The organism is Streptomyces sp. NPDC056738 (genome assembly GCF_042790435.1).
Taxonomy (GTDB): domain Bacteria; phylum Actinomycetota; class Actinomycetes; order Streptomycetales; family Streptomycetaceae; genus Streptomyces.
On the sequence record NZ_JBHTZF010000009.1, the window covers coordinates 240,563 to 258,353 of the forward strand.

The 17,791-nt window shown below is 72.0% G+C and carries 15 protein-coding genes; 9 read left to right on the plus strand and 6 right to left on the minus strand.

Going from position 1 to position 17,791, the window contains the following annotated elements:
• Window positions 1-136: 136 nt before the first annotated feature.
• The 3 genes from ACFRIC_RS24550 (at window position 137) to ACFRIC_RS24560 (ending at window position 5,880) form a co-directional block, all read left to right on the plus strand.
• Window positions 137-4,012, plus strand: a complete 3,876-nt coding sequence (locus ACFRIC_RS24550) for a Pls/PosA family non-ribosomal peptide synthetase (protein ID WP_382789268.1) — start codon at window positions 137-139, stop codon at window positions 4,010-4,012.
• 73 nt (window positions 4,013-4,085) lie between these two features.
• Window positions 4,086-5,501: a M1 family metallopeptidase gene (locus tag ACFRIC_RS24555; protein WP_382789271.1), complete on the plus strand. Its 1,416-nt coding sequence runs from the start codon at window positions 4,086-4,088 to the stop codon at window positions 5,499-5,501.
• A gap of 4 nt (window positions 5,502-5,505) precedes the next feature.
• On the plus strand, window positions 5,506-5,880 hold the full coding sequence (locus ACFRIC_RS24560; RefSeq protein WP_382789274.1) for a YchJ family protein: 375 nt from the start codon (window positions 5,506-5,508) through the stop codon (window positions 5,878-5,880).
• A 14-nt stretch (window positions 5,881-5,894) separates the two neighbouring features.
• Here ACFRIC_RS24560 and ACFRIC_RS24565 read toward each other — a convergent pair whose 3' ends face one another.
• Entirely contained in the window at window positions 5,895-6,596 is a 702-nt protein-coding gene (locus ACFRIC_RS24565) for a FadR/GntR family transcriptional regulator (RefSeq protein ID WP_382789277.1), read from the minus strand.
• 130 nt (window positions 6,597-6,726) lie between these two features.
• Here ACFRIC_RS24565 and ACFRIC_RS24570 point away from each other — a divergent pair, with 130 nt between their 5' ends.
• Entirely contained in the window at window positions 6,727-7,254 is a 528-nt protein-coding gene (locus ACFRIC_RS24570) for a gluconokinase (RefSeq protein ID WP_382789279.1), read from the plus strand.
• Window positions 7,255-7,414: 160 nt separating this feature from the next.
• The gene (locus ACFRIC_RS24575; RefSeq protein ID WP_382789282.1) at window positions 7,415-8,812 is read left to right on the plus strand and encodes a gluconate:H+ symporter; all 1,398 of its coding nucleotides are present in this window, start codon (window positions 7,415-7,417) and stop codon (window positions 8,810-8,812) included.
• 111 nt (window positions 8,813-8,923) lie between these two features.
• On the opposite strand, the gene ACFRIC_RS24580 is transcribed toward ACFRIC_RS24575, so the two are convergent.
• From ACFRIC_RS24580 to ACFRIC_RS24600, 5 genes are all read right to left on the minus strand, one after another.
• Window positions 8,924-9,559 (minus strand): cytochrome b/b6 domain-containing protein, encoded by a 636-nt coding sequence (locus ACFRIC_RS24580; RefSeq protein ID WP_382789285.1) that lies wholly within the window; start codon window positions 9,557-9,559, stop codon window positions 8,924-8,926.
• The gene (locus tag ACFRIC_RS24585; RefSeq protein ID WP_382789617.1) at window positions 9,543-10,277 is read right to left on the minus strand and encodes a molybdopterin-dependent oxidoreductase; all 735 of its coding nucleotides are present in this window, start codon (window positions 10,275-10,277) and stop codon (window positions 9,543-9,545) included. Before ACFRIC_RS24585 ends, ACFRIC_RS24580 begins: the two co-directional genes overlap by 17 nt.
• Window positions 10,278-10,472: 195 nt before the next feature.
• Window positions 10,473-12,038 (minus strand): APC family permease, encoded by a 1,566-nt coding sequence (locus tag ACFRIC_RS24590; protein WP_382789287.1) that lies wholly within the window; start codon window positions 12,036-12,038, stop codon window positions 10,473-10,475.
• Window positions 12,039-12,078: 40 nt separating this feature from the next.
• Window positions 12,079-13,029 (minus strand): hypothetical protein, encoded by a 951-nt coding sequence (locus ACFRIC_RS24595; RefSeq protein WP_382789290.1) that lies wholly within the window; start codon window positions 13,027-13,029, stop codon window positions 12,079-12,081.
• Between the two features lie 355 nt (window positions 13,030-13,384).
• Window positions 13,385-15,040 carry an FAD-binding dehydrogenase gene (locus ACFRIC_RS24600; RefSeq protein WP_382789293.1) on the minus strand — a complete coding sequence of 552 codons (1,656 nt, stop codon included), beginning with the start codon at window positions 15,038-15,040 and terminating at the stop codon, window positions 13,385-13,387.
• A gap of 300 nt (window positions 15,041-15,340) precedes the next feature.
• Here ACFRIC_RS24600 and ACFRIC_RS24605 point away from each other — a divergent pair, with 300 nt between their 5' ends.
• From ACFRIC_RS24605 to ACFRIC_RS24620, 4 genes are all read left to right on the plus strand, one after another.
• Window positions 15,341-16,234 carry a DMT family transporter gene (locus tag ACFRIC_RS24605; protein WP_382789296.1) on the plus strand — a complete coding sequence of 298 codons (894 nt, stop codon included), beginning with the start codon at window positions 15,341-15,343 and terminating at the stop codon, window positions 16,232-16,234.
• Between the two features lie 94 nt (window positions 16,235-16,328).
• Entirely contained in the window at window positions 16,329-16,844 is a 516-nt protein-coding gene (locus ACFRIC_RS24610) for an NUDIX hydrolase (protein WP_382789299.1), read from the plus strand.
• A gap of 166 nt (window positions 16,845-17,010) precedes the next feature.
• Window positions 17,011-17,403, plus strand: coding sequence for a YidH family protein (locus ACFRIC_RS24615; protein ID WP_382789302.1), 393 nt, complete (start codon window positions 17,011-17,013; stop codon window positions 17,401-17,403).
• Window positions 17,400-17,732, plus strand: coding sequence for a DUF202 domain-containing protein (locus ACFRIC_RS24620; RefSeq protein ID WP_382789304.1), 333 nt, complete (start codon window positions 17,400-17,402; stop codon window positions 17,730-17,732). The genes ACFRIC_RS24615 and ACFRIC_RS24620 overlap by 4 nt, the downstream gene beginning before the upstream one ends.
• Window positions 17,733-17,791: the final 59 nt, after the last annotated feature.

Below are 17,791 nucleotides of genomic sequence, written 5' to 3' on the forward strand. Positions count from 1 at the left end.
ATCGCTGATCCGCAGGTCCGAAGCTAGCGTCGTACTAAAATTGCAGGCTTGTTCGGAGCTGGACCGGAATATCCCCAGGCGTACCTGCGGGCCCACCGGCTCCCCGGAGTATCCGGGAACAACACGTGAGGACCCGATGGCAGCCCTCCAGCAAGGCCCCGCACTCGCGTTGTCCGACGACGAGGTGCGTGCGGAGTTCGGTGACCAGGCCCGCTTCTCCGCCGCCTCTGCCGCCTCGCCCCGCACGCTCGTCGACATCCTCGACGCCGCCGTACGGGCGTACCCGGACGAGCCCGCTCTCGACGACGGCCGGCGCGCCCTCACCTACCGCGCCCTGGCCGCCGAGGTGGACGTGCTGCGGTCGCGGCTCGCGGAGGCCGGGGTCGGCCTCGGCGACCGGGTCGGCGTACGGGTCCCGTCCGGCACGAACGAGCTGTACGTGGCGATCCTCGCCGTCCTCACCGCCGGGGCCGCCTACGTCCCCGTCGACGCCGAGGACCCCGACGAGCGGGCCGAGCTGGTCTTCGGCGAGGCCGGTGTGCGCGCCGTCGTCGGCGCCGGGCACGAGCTGACCGTCAACGGGCGCTCCGAGGTCCCCGCGGGGCGGCCCGGCGTCGAGCACGACGCGTGGATCATCTTCACCTCGGGTTCCACCGGCAAGCCCAAGGGCGTCGCCGTGAGCCACCGCAGCGCCGCCGCCTTCGTCGACGCGGAGGCCGATCTGTTCCTGGCCGAGGAGCCCATCGGCCCCGGCGACCGGGTCATGGCGGGCCTGTCCGTGGCCTTCGACGCCTCCTGCGAGGAGATGTGGCTGGCCTGGCGTTACGGGGCCTGCCTGGTGCCCGTGCCGCGCTCCCAGGTGCGCAGCGGCGCCGATCTCGGCCCCTGGCTGGTCGAGCAGGAGATCACCGTCGTCTCCACCGTGCCGACCCTCGCCGCGCTGTGGGAGCCCGAGACCCTCAACGAGGTCCGGCTGCTGATCTTCGGCGGCGAGGCCTGCCCGCCCGAGCTGACCCAGCGCCTGGTGACCGAGGGCCGGGAGGTGTGGAACACCTACGGGCCGACCGAGGCGACCGTCGTGGCCTGTGCCGCGCTGCTGACCGGCGACGAGCCCATCCGTATCGGGCTGCCGCTGAACGGCTGGGAGCTCGCGGTCGTCGACGAGGCCGGGGAGCCGGTGCCGATGGGCGCCAGTGGCCAGCTCGTGATCGGCGGGGTCGGACTCGCCCGCTATCTGGACCCGGAGAAGGACGCCGAGAAGTACGCGCCGCTCGCCTCACTGGGCTGGGAGCGGGCGTACCGCAGCGGTGACCTGGTCAAGGCGGAGCCCGAGGGGCTGATCTTCCTCGGCCGGGCCGACGAGCAGATCAAGCTCGGCGGGCGCCGGATCGAGCTCGGCGAGGTGGACGCGGCGCTCCAGGCGCTGCCCGGTGTCGCGGGTGCCGCGGCGGCCGTGCGCACGGCGCGCGGCGGCAATCAGCTCCTCGTCGGCTATGTCGTCACCCAGGAGGGCTGGGACCACGCGGCCGCCGTCGAGAAGCTGCGGGCCGAGCTGCCCGCCGCGCTGGTTCCGCTGATCGCGCCGGTGGAGGACCTGCCGACCCGGACGTCGGGCAAGGTCGACCGGAACGCGCTGCCCTGGCCGCTGGAGGGTCTGGAGGCCGGCGGCGCGAAGGAGGAGCTGTACGGCACCGAGGCGTGGCTCGCCGAGCAGTGGAGCGAGGTCCTCGGCATCCCGGTCGGCGGGGCCGGTGACGACTTCTTCGCGATCGGCGGCAGCAGTCTCGCGGCCGCCCTGCTCACGACGCGGCTGCGCGCCCGCTATCCGAACGTGGCCGTGCTCGACATCTATCAGCAGCCGGTGCTGCGCAAGCTGGCCCGGCATCTGGAGAGATCGGGGCAGGACGACGGCGCGGAGCGGGTGGTCGCGCCGGTCCCGGTGCGCGCCAAGCTGGTCCAGTTGCTCGTGCTGGTGCCGCTGTTCTGCCTGCTCGGGCTGCGCTGGACGGTGGCGCTGGCCGCGCTCGGCAACGTGCTGCACTGGTTCGGCCCCTATCCGTGGGCGCCCGGCGCCTCGTGGTGGCTGGTGGGTGCCGGCGCACTCGTCCTCTACAGCCCGCCGGGACGGCTCGCCGTCGGCGCGGGCGGTGCGCGGCTGCTGCTGCGCGGAGTGAAGGCCGGCCGGTATCCGCGCGGCGGGAGTGTCCATCTGCGGTTGTGGACGGCCGAGCGGCTGGCCGCGTTCAGCGGTGCGACCTCGCTGACGGGGTCCTGGCTGGAGCGGTACGCCCGTGCGCTGGGTGCCAGGATCGGGCAGGACGTGGATCTGCACTCGCTGCCGCCGGTCACCGGCCTGCTGAAGATGGGCCGGGGTGCCGCCGTCGAGTCGGAGGTGGACCTGTCCGGGTACTGGCTGGACGGTGACCGGCTGGAGATCGGTGCGGTGAAGGTGGGCGCCGGTGCCGTGGTCGGGACGCGCAGCATCCTGTTCCCGGGGTCCCGGGTGGGCAAGCGGGCCGAGGTGGCTCCGGGTTCCGCCGTGACGGGCCAGATCCCGACCGGGCAGCGCTGGGCGGGGGCTCCCGCGGTCAAGCTCGGCAAGGCGAAGCGGGCGTGGCCCAAGGACCGGCCGCAGCGGGGCACCTCGTGGCGGATGATGTACGGCGCGACCGGGTTCGCGCTGAGCGCGCTGCCGGTGCTGGCGGCCGTGGCGGCGCTGCTCGTGGCCCGGGTGTTCGTGAGCCCGGACGCGGGGCTCGGCGCGGCGCTGCGCGGTGCGGGGCTCGCGCTGGTTCCGGCGACGCTGGCGTTCGGTCTCGCGTACGCGCTGCTGCTGCTGGTCGCGGTACGGCTGCTGAGTCTGGGGCTGCACGAGGGCACGCATCCGACGCACAGCCGGATCGGCTGGCAGGCGTGGACGGTCACGCAGCTCATGGACCGCTCCCGGGAGACGCTGTTCCCGTTGTACGCCGGGCTGATCACGCCGGTGTGGCTGCGGCTGCTCGGCATGCGGATCGGCCGGGGCGCCGAGGTGTCGACGGTGCTCGCGCTGCCGAGTCTGACGACGGTCGGGGACGGCGCGTTCCTGGCGGACGACACGCTGACGGCTCCGTACGAGCTCGGCGGCGGCTACATGCGCATCGGGCGGGCCGAGATCGGGAGGCGGGCGTTCCTCGGCAATTCCGGGATGACCGCTCCGGGCCGCAGCGTTCCGGACGGCGGTCTGGTCGGTGTGCTGTCGGCGACGCCGAAGAAGGCGAAGAAGGGCAGCTCGTATCTGGGGCTGCCGCCGATGAAGCTGCCGCGTGCGGCGCAGGGCGGCGATCAGAGCCGTACGTACGAGCCGCCGGCGCGGCTGCTGTGGGCGCGCGGTCTGGTGGAGCTGTGCCGGCTGGTGCCGGTGTTCTGTTCGGCGGCGCTGGCCGTGCTGACGGTCGCCGCGCTGTGCGCGCTGGGGCCGTGGGCGTGGGCGTTCGCGGGTGTGGTGCTGCTCGCCGTGGGTGTCCTCGCGTGTCTGGTCTCCGTCGTGGCGAAGTGGCTGCTGGTGGGGCGGCATCGTGCGGGTGAGCACCCGCTGTGGAGCGGTTTCGTGTGGCGCAACGAGCTGGCGGACACCTTCGTGGAGGTCGTCGCCGTGCCGTGGCTGGCCGGATCGGTGCCCGGTACGCCGCTGATGACCGCGTGGCTGCGGGGGCTCGGGGCCCGGATCGGGCGGGGTGCGTGGATCGAGAGCTACTGGCTGCCGGAGTCGGATCTCGTGACGCTCGGGGACGCGACGACGGTCAACCGGGGTTGTGTGCTGCAGACCCACCTCTTCCACGACCGGATCTTGCGGACGGATACTGTGGTCCTCCGTGAGGGCGCCACTCTGGGTCCGGGCGGAATCGTCCTGCCCGGCAGCACCGTCGGGGCCCGCTCCACTCTGGGTCCCGCGTCGCTGGTGATGGCGGCGGAGTCCGTTCCCGACGACACCCGCTGGCTGGGCAACCCGATCGAGGCCTGGCGCTCGTAGCGGACTCGACCCGATCGGATCTGAAGGGCGGTACAGCGGAGAGTCGAGCACAGGGCAGGGAGCAGTCGCAGCAGTGAGCGTTCAGCAGACAGCGGGACCGGACCCCTATTTCCCGGCCAACGGAGACCCCCGTTACCGGGTGCACCGGTACGAGCTGGCGCTGGACTACCGCCCCGGCCCGAACAGGCTCTCCGGCACCGCGCGGATCAACGCCATAGCGGGCCGTTCCCCGCTGACCGAGTTCCAGCTCAACCTGGCCGACTTCCGGATCGGCCGGGTCCGTGTCGACGGCAAGGCCCCGCACTACACGCACCGGGGCGGCAGGCTGCGGATCCGTCCGCCGAAGCCGCTGCGGGCCGGCGCCGCGTTCACCGTCGAGGTGCACTGGTCGGGCAACCCCAAGCCGGTGAACAGTCCCTGGGGCGGGATCGGCTGGGAGGAGCTGGAGGACGGGGCGCTGGTGGCGAGCCAGCCGGTCGGTTCGCCGTCCTGGTATCCGTGCAACGACCGGCCGGCCGACAAGGCCGCGTACCAGATCTCGGTCACCACGCCGTCCGCGTACGCGGTGGTGGCGGGCGGGCGTCTGCTGACGCGGACGACGAAGGCGTCGACGACGACCTGGGTGTACGAGCAGCCGGCGCCGACCTCCAGCTATCTGGTGGGCCTGTCGATCGGGAAGTACCAGACGGTGCTGCTCGGCGATCCGGGTCTGTCCGGCGTGCCGCAGTCCGGGCATCTGCCCGCGCAGCTTCTGCCCGAGTTCTCCCGGGACTTCGCCCGGCAGCCCGCGATGATGGAGCTGTTCCAGAGCCTGTTCGGGCCGTATCCGTTCGGCGAGTACGCGGTGGTGGTGACCGAGGAGGAGCTCGACGTCCCGGTCGAGGCCCAGGGTCTTTCGCTGTTCGGCGCCAACCATGTGGACGGGGCGCGGGGTTCGGAGCGGCTGATCGCGCACGAGCTGGCGCACCAGTGGTTCGGCAACAGTGTGACCATCGCGGACTGGCGGCACATCTGGCTCAACGAGGGGCTCGCGAAGTACGCCGAGTGGCTGTGGTCGGAGCGCTCCGGCGGGCGGCCGGCCCACCAGCTCGCCGCCGCCGCGCACCGGAAGCTGGCCGCGCTGCCGCAGGATCTGCTGCTGGCGGACCCGGGCCGCAAGCTGATGTTCGACGACCGGCTCTACCAGCGCGGCGGGCTCACGGTGCACGCGATCCGGTGCGCGATGGGCGACGAGGCGTTCTTCCGCATGCTGCGCGGCTGGGCGACGCTTCACCGGGGCGGCACGGTCACCACGTCCGTCTTCACCGCGCACGTCTCGCGCTTCGCGGCCGAGCCGCTGGACGATCTCTTCACGGCGTGGCTGTACGAGACGGCGCTGCCGCCCCTGCCGTCGCTGCCGGAGGCGGCGCCGCGGATGCCGGCCCGGCCCGCCTATCCGCCCACCTATCCCCCGCCGAGCGCGGATTCGGCCCGGGTCCGGGGAGAATGACGCGATGACCAGCCGTTCCTGCCCTTGTGGGCTCCCTGAGCCGTACGCGCGCTGTTGCGGGCGCTTCCATCGCGGTGAGGCCGCGGCGCCGAGTGCCGAGGCGCTCATGCGGTCGCGTTACTGCGCCTTCGTGAAGGAGGACGAGGCGTACCTGCTGCGGACCTGGCATCCCCGGACGCGGCCGGCCCGGTTGGAGTTCGACCCGGGGATGCGGTGGAGCGGCCTGGAGATCCTGGACACGGGGCAGGGCTCGGCGTTCCACACCACGGGCACCGTGACCTTCCGGGCTTCCTACCGGGGCGGTTCGCTGCACGAGCGAAGCCGCTTCGAGCGGGTGGACGGGGCCTGGGTGTACGTGGACGGGGAGTTCCTCGACTGACCTCGGGCGGGCCGTCAGGGGGCCAGGACGTCCAGTTCCTGGAGCGCTCCGACGGTGATCTCGCGGGTGAGTTCCTCGGCGCGCGCGGCGTCGCCCCCGCGGACGGCCTCGGCGAGCTGGACGTGCAGGGTGACGGCGGCGGGGTCGGGGTCCTCGAACATGACGTCGTGATGGGTGCGGCCGGACAGGACCTCCGCGACGACGTCCCCGAGGCGGGCGAACATCTCGTTGCCGGACGCCTTGAGGATCACCCGGTGGAAGGCGACGTCGTGGACGAGATAGCCCTCGAGCTGGTGCCCGCGTGAGGTGGCGACCATGCCGAGCGCGCACTCGGTGAGTTCCGCGCACTGCTCGGGTGTGGCGTGCCGCGCGGCCAGTCCCGCGGCGACGGGTTCGATCGCCGAGCGCAGGACGGTGAGGGAACGGAGCTGGTGGGGGCGGTCGGCGCCGGCCAGCCGCCAGCGGATGACCTGGGGGTCGTAGACGTTCCACTCGGACTTGGGGCGGACCGTCACGCCCACGCGGCGGCGGGACTCGACCAGGTACATCGACTCCAGGACGCGGACCGCCTCGCGCATGACGGAGCGGGACACCTCGAAGCGCTGGGCGAGTTCGTCGGTGCGTAGCACGCTGCCCGGTGGGTAGTCGCCCGCCGTGATCGCCGGCCCGAGGCTTTCGAGTACGTGTCCGTGCAGCCCCCGGCCCCGTGTGGTCATGGGGTCAGGGTACGAGGCATACGTCACGAACAAAAAGTCAGACTTATATGTCACACACTCTTGAATTCATCGTACCTAATGCGTTTCAGTGGCGTCGACATCAGATGTCGACGAAGACAGCGAGAGCGTGATGCAGCACAGTCCCACCCCCCATGTCGTCGTGGTCATGGGCGTGGCAGGCACCGGGAAGACCACCATCGGCCCGTTGCTCGCGGCCCGGCTCGGCGTGCCCTACGCCGAGGGCGACGACTTCCACCCGCAGGCGAACATCGCCAAGATGACGGCCGGGACTCCGCTGACCGACGACGACCGGTGGCCGTGGCTGGACGCCATCGGGCGCTGGGCGCACGAGCGGGCGGGGCTCGGCGGTGTGGTCAGCAGCTCGGCGCTCAAGCGCGTCTACCGGGACCGGCTCCGTACCGCCGCGCCCGGGGTCGTCTTCGTGCATCTGACCGGCGACCGCGAGCTCATCGAGGACCGGATGTCGCACCGCACGGGGCACTTCATGCCCACCGCGCTCCTGGACTCGCAGTTCGCCACGCTCCAGCCGCTGGCTGCGGACGAGGCGGGCGTCGAGGTCGACGTCGCCGGCGAGCCCGCCGAGATCACCGAGCGCGCCGTGGCGGCGCTCGGCGCCCTCGAACCGCCCAGGCCGTAGCACCCCGGTCCCGGCACCCGGCCCCGGCACGCCCGGGGCTCCGACGCCGTACCCCGTACCTCCCACCCGTACTCGTACGCGTACCCGTGACAACGCTGTCGCCCGGGCGGCAGCGCGCACGACCCTCCCCCGCGTCCTTTTCTCAAGCAAGGGATCAACCGTGACCAGACTCAGTGTCGAGATGCTGGCAGCGGACGCCGTCGAACCGATCACCTCGGCGGGCCACGCTCAACTGGGCATAGCCGTGCTGGCGGGCATCGCCGTCATCGTCCTGCTCATCACGAAGTTCAAGCTGCACGCCTTTCTCGCCCTGACCATCGGCTCGCTGGCGCTCGGCGCGTTCGCCGGCGCCCCGCTCGACAAGGCCATCGTCAGCTTCACCACCGGACTCGGCTCGACCGTGGCCGGTGTGGGTGTCCTGATCGCCCTCGGCGCGATCCTCGGCAAACTGCTCGCCGACTCGGGCGGCGCCGACCAGATCGTCGACACGATCCTCGCCAAGGCCGGCGGGCGCGCCATGCCGTGGGCGATGGTGCTGATCGCCTCGGTGGTCGGTCTTCCGCTGTTCTTCGAGGTCGGCATCGTGCTGCTGATCCCGGTGGTCCTGATGGTCGCCAAGCGCGGCAACTACTCGCTGATGCGCATCGGTATCCCGGCGCTCGCGGGCCTGTCGGTGATGCACGGTCTGATCCCCCCGCACCCCGGTCCGCTGGTCGCGATCGACGCGGTCAAGGCGAACCTGGGCGTCACCCTCGTCCTCGGCGTCCTGGTCGCCGTCCCCACGGTGATCATCGCCGGTCCGGTGTTCTCCCGGTACGCGGCCCGCTGGGTCGACGTCCAGGCCCCGGACCGCATGGTCCCGGCGCGCGCCTCGGAGGACCTGGAGAAGCGTCCGAGCTTCGGCGCGACCCTCGCCACCATGCTGCTCCCGGTGGTCCTGATGCTGGCCAAGGCGCTGGTGGACATCGTCGTCGACGACCCGACGGACATGACGCAGCGTGTCTTCGACGTGGTCGGCGCGCCGCTGATCGCGCTGCTGGCGGCCGTGATCGTGGGCATGTTCACGCTGGGCCGGGCGGCGGGCTTCACCAAGGAGCGCATCGCGGCGACCACCGAGAAGTCCCTCGCGCCCATCGCCGGCATCCTGCTCATCGTCGGCGCGGGCGGCGGATTCAAGCAGACGCTGATCGACTCCGGTGTGGGCCAGATGATCCTGGAGATCTCCAAGGACTGGTCGATCCCCGCGCTGCTGCTGGCCTGGCTGATCGCGGTGGCGATCCGGCTCGCGACCGGTTCGGCGACCGTCGCCACCATCTCGGCGGCCGGTCTGGTCGCGCCGCTCGCGGCCGACATGTCGACCGCCCACACGTCGCTGCTCGTCCTCGCGATCGGCGCGGGCTCGCTGTTCTTCAGCCACGTCAACGACGCCGGCTTCTGGCTGGTGAAGGAGTACTTCGGCCTGAACGTCGGCCAGACCGTCAAGACCTGGTCGGTCATGGAGACGATCATCTCGGTGGTGGCCGGAGCGCTGGTGCTGCTGCTGTCGCTCGTGATCTAGACGGCTGTCTCCGCCGGGCCGTTCCTGTCACGGCCGGGCGGAAGGGCCGAACGGGCCGCGGGGAGAACCGGACTCGGTTCTCCCCGCGGCCCGTTCGGCTTCGGCGGACGATCAGGGCCGCCACAGCGGATGTTCGCGGTCCGCCCACTGGCGGCTCACCGACCCCGTGCGCAGACCCCGCCGGGCCTCCGGGTCGCCGAGCGCCATACCGATGTGGCCCGCGAGGACGATGCCGACGGTGAGGGCCAGCCAGTCGTGGACGAAGGTCGCCGACGTACGCCACATCAGCGGGGTGAGGTGGGTGAACCACATCAGCAGACCGGTGCCCAGCATCACGAGCGTGGCCCCCGCGATCCAGGCCGCGTAGATCTTCTGGCCGGCGTTGAACTTGCCCGCCGGGCGGGACTCGGGGTCCTTGTCGCGGCGCAGGGCCGCCCGCAGCCACACCCGGTCGTGCGGGCCGAAGCGGTTGAGGAAGCCCAGGTCCCGGCGGAAGGCGCGCGAGGCGAGGCCGGCGAGGACCGGCAGCGGGAGCATCACGCCGGCGATCTCGTGGACCCGGACGACGAGTTCGCGGCGGCCGACGAGTTCGGCGAACTGGGGGATGTACAGGCAGGCTGCGGTGGCCACGCACAGGCCCATCAGCAGGCCGGTGACGCGGTGGACCCAGTGCTCGGCCCGGGTGAAGCGGCGTACGTGGGAGGAGTGCGCGGCCACGGCCGGGGACTCGTCAGCTCGTGGGGTCATCGTCACGTCCGTTCGAACGGCCGACCCAGGCGTCGACGTCGTATCCCCGGTCCTCCCAGTACCCGGGGCGGACGTCCTTCGTGACGGTGATGCCGGAGAGCCACTTGGCGGACTTGTAGAAGTACATCGGCGCCACGTAGAGGCGGACGGGACCGCCGTGGTTGTGGCCGACGGGCTTGTCCTGCATGCGCAGGGCCACCAGGACGTCCGGGCGCCGGGCCTGGCGCAGGGTGAGGCTCTCCGTGTACGTCCCGTCGAAGCAGGTGAACCGGATGGCGCCGGCCGTGTGGTGCACTCCCGCGGCGTCGAGGAGGTCCGACAGGCGTACGCCCTCGAAGGGGGTGCTCGGGACCCGCCAGCCGGTGACGCACTGGACGTCGTGGACGAGCCGGGTCTGGGGCAGGGCGCGCAGGTCGGCGAGGGTGTAGCTGGTGGGGTGGTCGACCAGGCCGTCGACGGTGAGGCGGTAGTTCGTCTCGTTCTTGTGGGGGACGGAGGCGGCCACGGAGTAGTAGCGGAAGCCGCCGCCGTTGGGCAGCAGTCCGGTCAGGCCGGTGGGGTCCTTCTGGGAGGCGCCGGCGAGGAAGGCGTCCGTGGCGCGCTGGAGCGCGGGGGCGGTCAGGACGCCGAGGGCGCCGAGTCCGAGCGTGCCGAGCAGCACCCGGCGGCCGATGGGCCTGCCGCGCCCGCCGGACGCCTCGTGCTCGTCACGTTCCATCTGCTCGTCGGGTTCCCGGTCCTCGCCACGTTCCCCGTGTTCGTCGGGCTCCCCGGGCCGTTCAGTGTTCACTCCTTGATTCGAGCACCCGCGACCCCCAAAAAGCCAGCGGTCGCGGGTGCTCGTCAGCGTTCCGTCATCTCTTCTCACCTGCGGGCCCGGAAGTTCGGCCGTGGAGAGGACGGCAGGGCCTCATCAGGAGGAGGACTCGGCCGCCTTGTCCAACTGGAACGCCTCGTTGCCGAGACCGATCCGGGCGTGCGCCTCGGGCTTGCGGGAGCGCAGGAGCAGCCCCTGGACGAGTCCGGCGATCAGCGCGACCCCGATGACGGCGGGCAGCAGCACGTTCAGGACGGAGTCCGGACCCGAGCCGACGAGGACGTCGAAGTCCTTGACGGTGTAGACCGCGATGACCAGCAGGGCGAGACCCGCGATCGCGGAGGTGACCAGACGCCAGGACTGGGCGCGGGCCGCGCCGCGGCGGACGAAGAACACGATGACCGAGAGGGAGGCGGCCGCCATGAGGAGGGTGACGCCGAGCGCTCCGACGTTGCCGCCCCAGGTGAAGAGCCTGAGGACCGGCGCGGTCGGGTCTCCGGTCGGCTTGTCGTCGGACAGGGCGAAGCCGCCGACCACGATCAGGGAGACGACGGTGTGCAGGAGCGAGCCGGTGCCGGGGGCTCCGCTGGCCTCGGAGGTCCGGCCGAAGGCGGCGGGCAGCAGACCCTCGCGGCCCATCGCGAAGGCGTACCGCGCGACGACGTTGTGGAAGCTGAGCAGCGCCGCGAACATACCGGTCACGAAGAGGACGTGCAGGACGTCGGTGAACGTGGAGCCGAGGCGTGACTCGGTGAGGAAGAACAGCAGTCCGGCGCTCTGCTTCTGGGAGGTGCCCACGATCGCGGAGGGTCCGGTGGCGACGGTGAGCGCCCAGGAGCTGATCGCGAAGAAGACGGCGACGAAACCGATCGCGAGGAACATGACGCGCGGCACGAGGATGTGCGGGCGGCTGGTCTCCTCGGCGTAGACCGGGGCCTGTTCGAAGCCGGTGAAGGCGGCGATGCAGAAGCACAGCGCGGTGCCGACGCCCGCCCCGGTGAGGGTGTCGGGGTTGAAGGCGTGCAGCGACAGGCCCGCCTTGGCGGGGTCGCCGACGGCGGCGACGTCGAAGACGACGACGAGGGTCACCTCGATGACGAGCAGGACGCCGAGGACCCAGGCGTTGACGTCGATCTTCAGCCAGGCGAGCGCGCCCACGACGAGCACGGCGGCCAACGCCGGTATCCACCAGACGAGTTCGGTGTCGAGGTAGGTGGCGAACAGCCCGGAGACCTCGTAGCCGAAGAGGCCGTAGATGCCGACCTGCAGCGCGCTGTAGGCGACGAGGGCGACCGCGGCGGCGCCCGCGCCCGGGGTGCCGCCCAGTCCGCGCGAGATGTACGCGTAGAAGGCGCCGGCGTTGTGGACGTGCCGGCTCATCTCGGCGTAGCCGACGCTGAAGAGCACCAGGACGATGCCGAGGATGACGAAGAGCAGCGGCTGCCCGACGATGCCCATCACCGCGAATGTGGTGGGCATGACACCCGCTACCACCATGAGCGGGGCGGTCGCCGCGAGCACGGACAGCAGCAGGCCCGCCGTGCCCAGCCGGCCGGCCCGCAGTGCCCGGTCCTGCCCCTTGAACGTGCTGATGCCGGCGCTCTCGGCGTCGGGTCTTCCCGTGCTCGACGTACTCGGTGTGCTCGAACTGCCCGTCGTCATCGCGGGGTCGTCCTTTCGGATGTCGGGTCTTCGGGGGCGTTCACACCGTGCCGAGCACGCGGTCGCGTGCGGCACGGAAGGCTTGGTGTCCGTCGCGGTCCGGGTACGACCACGGAGCCGCGGTCGGGTGGTCCGCGATCCGGAGGAAGAGGGCGGCCGCCTCGCCGTCCCGGCCCTCGCAGATCTTGGCGTGGGCGAGGTAGTTGAGGTCGACCAGACGGCGCGGGTGGTCGCCGTGCTCCCACTCCAGCCACCAGTCGAAGGCGGCCTTCATCACCTGGCGGGCCCGGCGCCCGGCCCAGTGCCCCGAGGCGACCGGGTCGGCGGGCTCGCTCCCGGCGCCGGCGAGCACACGGAAGCGCTCGGCGTGCGCGACGACCGGCAGGATCGCCAGCGGCGAGTCGGCGGGCGCCTGCTCGGCCGACCAGTTGGCGAAGTCGTACACCTCGTGCAGGGGGTCCTGGCCCGCGGCGGCGCGGCGCTCGGCGAGCCTCGCGACCATCAGGTGGTGCGCGTGGTGATGGACGGCGTGCCGGTGGCGCACTTCGTCGAAGAGGCGGACCACGTCGTCCTCGGCCCCGAGCGAGCGCTCCAGGAGGAGGAGTCCGAGCCAGGGGGTGGGGTCGTCGGGGGCGAGGTCCGCCGCACGGTGGCAGGCCTCGCGGGCCGCGTCCGGGCGTTCCTTGCCGCGCAGGGCGCGTTCCACGGCGGCGCAGCCGAGGAGGACGGCGGCGTCGGCGGATTCCGGTTCGGCGAGCTGCCAGTCGCGGGCCCAGGCGAGCGTCGCGGACTCCTGGGCGAGGACGGTGACGCGGTGCCCGCGGCGGTCCCAGTCGTCGCCGGTCGCGGCGAGCAGCGCCCGGACCTCGGTCCACCGCCCCTGGTTCAACGCGGCGCGTACGGTGACGAGTTCGGCGTCGTCGAGAGCGGCGTCGAAGGCCTGGGACGCCCGCTTGCGGCCGCGGCCCAGCGGTGGTGGGGGTGGTGACACCGCTGCTCAACCTCACAGGCGCGGTTCGTCAAAGGGTGATCACGCACAGCAAACCCGGAGCCACGGGTTCAAGTCAAGCTCGAGCCGGGGCACTACACGTGTCAACTTGCCACTTGTACACACCAGTTACCTGCACACTGTTCCGCAAAGTCCTGAACAGGCGCCTTGTCCGCCAGACTTGGCAGCTTCCCCTGTCGCCGAACCGCGGGCGGCCGTCACTGTCCTGATGACAACGGCCGCCCGGGGCGGACGACTTGTGCATCGGGCGCGATCGGAGCCGGGGGGATCGCCGGACGGGTCGAAGCGGGGCGGATCGCCGGGCGCGATCAGCGCCCGGCGGGACCGTCCGACACGATCAGCTCACGGCCTTGGCCGCCGCCCGGCCCGCCGTGCGGCCGGAGAAGAGGCAGCCGCCGAGGAAGGTGCCCTCCAGCGAGCGGTATCCGTGGACTCCGCCGCCGCCGAAACCGGCGGCCTCGCCGGCCGCGTACACACCCTCCAGCGGGTCGCCGCCGTCGGTCAGCACCCGCGAGGAGAGGTCCGTCTCCAGACCGCCGAGGGTCTTGCGGGTCAGGATGTTCAGGCGCACCGCGATCAGCGGGCCTGCCGCGGGGTCGAGGATGCGGTGCAGGGGCGCGGTGCGGATCAGCTTGTCGCCGAGGTAGTTCCGGGCCCCGCGGATCGACATGACCTGGAGGTCCTTGGTGAACGGGTTGGCGATCTCCCGGTCCCGCGCGACGATCTCGCGGCGCAGCGCCGCCTCGTCGATGAGCGGCTTCTCGGTGAGCGCGTTCATCCCGCGCACCAGCGCGCCGAGGTCCTTCTCGACGACGAAGTCGACGCCGTTGTCCATGAACGCCTTGACCGGTCCGGGCACGTCCGCGCGGGCCCGTCCGATGACGCCCCTGACGGACTTGCCGGTCAGATCGGGGTTCTGCTCCGAGCCGGAGAGCGCGAACTCCTTGCCGATGATCTTCTGGTCCAGCACGAACCAGGTGTAGTCGTACCCGGTCTTCATGATGTGTTCGAGGGTGCCGAGCGTGTCGAAGCCCGGGAAGAGCGGTACCGGCAGCCGGTTGCCGCGCGCGTCCAGCCACAGGGAGGAGGGGCCCGGCAGGATGCGGATGCCGTGCTTGTCCCAGATGGGGTTCCAGTTCTGGATGCCCTCGGTGTAATGCCACATGCGGTCGCGGTTGATGAGGCGGGCCCCGGTCTCCTCCGCGATCCCGAGCATGGCCCCGTCGACGTGCGCGGGGACGCCGGAGATCATCCGCTCGGGCGGGGTGCCGAGGCGCTCGGGCCAGTTGGCGCGCACGAGGTCGTGGTTGCCGCCGATGCCGCCGGAGGTGACGATCACGGCCTGGGCCTTGAGCTCGAAGGCGCCGGTGACCGTACGGCTGCTGGCCTGGCCGCGCTCGATGCCGGACGGCTCCAGCACCTCCCCGGTGACGGTGTCGACGGAGCCCGCGCTGCGGGACAGGCCGGTGACCCGGTGCCGGAAGCGCAGCTCGACCAGTCCGCGGGCCACCCCTTCCCGCACCCGGCGCTCGAAGGGCGCCACGAGGCCCGGACCGGTCCCCCAGGTGATGTGGAAGCGCGGCACCGAGTTGCCGTGCCCGTTGGCGTCGTAGCCCCCGCGCTCGGCCCAGCCCACCACCGGGAAGAAGCGCACGCCCTGCGCGTGCAGCCAGGGCCGCTTCTCGCCGGCCGCGAAGTCGACGTACGCCTCGGCCCAGCGGCGCGGCCAGTGGTCCTCGGGGCGGTCGAAGCCGGCCGTGCCCATCCAGTCCTGGAGGGCCAGCTCGTGCGTGTCCTTGATCCTCATGCGGCGCTGCTCGGGCGAGTCGACGAAGAAGAGACCGCCGAAGGACCAGTGCGCCTGGCCACCGATCGACTGCTCGGGCTCCTGGTCGAGAAGGATCACCTTGCGGCCGGCGTCGACGAGTTCCGCGGTCGCCGCGAGCCCCGCCAGGCCCGCTCCGATGACGATCACATCTGCGTCGTAGGCCATGGGCCCGTCCTCTCGGCATTCCGACGGGTCTGATCGGGTCGGGCGTCGCGAGGACGTCTTGATGACGTTTGTCACGAACCGATCGGCGGCGTCGCTGGTTGGTGAGACATTGACGCCGGTCGACCATGCGGCCGACCAGCACTTGTTACTGATGGGTCCGCATCCTCGGCAAGAAAGGTGACCGAGTCAACTGCCCGGTTCCGGTTGTTCCCGGGGGCGGGCGCGCGGACCATGGCACTACAGTCGGCGGGATACGCAACACTGGCCCGCCCCGACTTCTGACGCATCGAGGTACCCAGCGTGTCGGTACTGGTTCTGGTCCTCGCCGTGAGCGCGGCCTGCTGCCTGGGCTTCGGCTTCGTGCTCCAGCAGAACGCCGCCTCGCACGCCCCGCTGAGCGACTTCCTCTCCCCCCGCATCCTGCTCGACCTCATCCGGGTCCCCCGCTGGCTGGGCGGCATCGGGCTCATGGTGTGCGGCATGGTGCTCGGGGCGATCGCGCTCGGCAACGGCGAGGTCTCCCTGGTGGAACCGCTCCTCGCCACCAATCTGCTCTTCGCGCTGGCGCTCTCCCGCCACCAGACGAAACAGCCGCTGGGCCGGCAGGGCTGGGCCGGGCTGCTGCTGCTCGCGGGCGGTGTCTCGGCCTTCATCATCGCCGGGCAGCCCCAGGGCGGCGAGGCCATCGACGACCCCCTCCGGCACTGGCTGATCATCGGGATCGTGGTCGGGCTCGCCCTGCTGCTCACCACCTGCGCGAAACGGTCCCGGCTGAGCGCCGGACCCGTGCTGCTCGCCACCGCCGCCGGTCTGCTGTACGGACTGCAGGACGCGCTGACCCGGGTCAGCGGCCAGCGGTTCAGCGCGGGCGGCATGTCGGAACTGCTCACGGGCTGGCAGCCGTACGCGGTGCTCGTCCTCGGTGTGACCGGGCTGATCCTCGTCCAGAGCGCCTTCGAGACGGCACCGCTGCGCATGTCGCTGCCCGCGCTGACCGCCGCCCAGCCGCTGGCGGGGATCGCCTGCGGGGTGGGCTTCCTCGGGGACCAGCTCCGCACCGATCCCGGCGCTCTCGCCTGGCAGGCCGCGGGCCTCGCCGGCATCGTGACCGGGATCGTCCTGCTGGGCATGCACCCGGCGATGCCCTCGGGCACCGCGGAACCGGAACGCTCGCGGGACCTCCAGCCCCACTGAGCGTCCGCCCCGCGGCACCGCGCACCACTCCGACGGCCGTGCGCGCCCCTCGTGGGGACCCTCCGCGGAGGCGGGAACTGCTTGGATGGAACCCATGAGTGCCGCTGACGAGATCCTCGACATCGTGGACGAGAACGACGAGATCATCGGGCAGTCCCCGCGCGGGGAGGCGTACGCGCGCGGGCTGCGCCACCGGTGCGTGTTCATCGAGGCGCGGGACGCCCGGGGGCGGCTCTTCGTCCACCGGCGCACCCCCACCAAGCTGGTGTTCCCCTCGTTCTACGACATGTTCGTGGGCGGGGTCGTGGGCGCGGGCGAGTCCTACGACGACGCGGCGCTCCGCGAGGCCGAGGAGGAACTCGGCGTCTCCGGGCTGCCCCGGCCGACCCCCCTGTTCAAGTTCCTGTACGACGACGGGGCGGGCGCGACCTGGTGGTCGGCCGTGTACGAGGTCCGCTGCGAGCTGCCGGTGAATCCGCAGGTGGAGGAGGTGGCCTGGCACGACTTCCTCACGGACGGCGAGGTGGAGCGCCGCCTCGACGAGTGGACCTGGGTGCCGGACGGGCTGGCCGCCTACGAGCGGCTCACGGACTACCGGGCGATGGACTGATCGGTCCGGCCGGACGGATCGCTGACGCACGGACGGCCGACCGACCCGCTCGACCCGTCCGGGCCGGACGCGTCGGACGGATCGGACGGATCGGCCGTCCGGCCCGGACCCCGCGAGGGCGGCTCCGGAGGAGCCCCGCGCGAGGCTGCCCGGTAGGGTCCTGGTCGTGATCGAACTCGTGCGCAATGTCCGGTTGTGGTTCGCGCCGCAGGAGATCCGGTCCGAGGGCGCGACCCCGGACTACCGGTTCTCGCTGGCCAACGAGCGGACCTTCCTGGCCTGGCTGCGCACCTCGCTCGCGCTCATCGGCGGCGGCTTCGCGGTGGACCAGTTCCTGCCGGACCTGCGCTGGGCCTGGCGGGCGGGTCTCGCCCTGGCTCTGCTCGCGGCGGGCGTGCTGTGCGCGCTGCGGGCCGTCAATCACTGGGTGCGCTGCGAGCGGGCGATGCGGCGCGGCGAGGACCTGCCGGTGTCGCGCTTCCCCGCGGTGCTGAGCATCGTCGTCGCGATCGTCGCGATCGCCATGGTCGTCGTCGTCCTCGGCGGCTGGGCGGGATGAGCACCCCACCGGGGCCCGAGCGCGATCCCGGCCTCCAGCCGGAGCGCACGCGGCTGGCGTGGCGCCGTACGACCCTCTCCAGCACCGTCGTCGCCGTGCTCGCCGCGAAGGCGGCCCTGCACGGGCGGGACTCGGCCGCCGCGATCGTGGCGTTCGCGTTCTGCTGCGTCGTCTGGCTGGCGTTCCTGGCCCTCGCCCACCGCCGTATCCGGACCCTGGCGGTGGCCGCGGGCCCCGCGGGTCCGGCCGCGCTCGCGCCCCGGCACGCGACGGCGGCGGCCCTGTGCACGGTGGCGCTGGCCGTGTTCGCGGTGGCCCTGGTGTTCTGAGACACCGGCGCCCCGTGGGCGTGCGTGCCTTGGCGCACCGGCGGACTCCCGCACGGCCG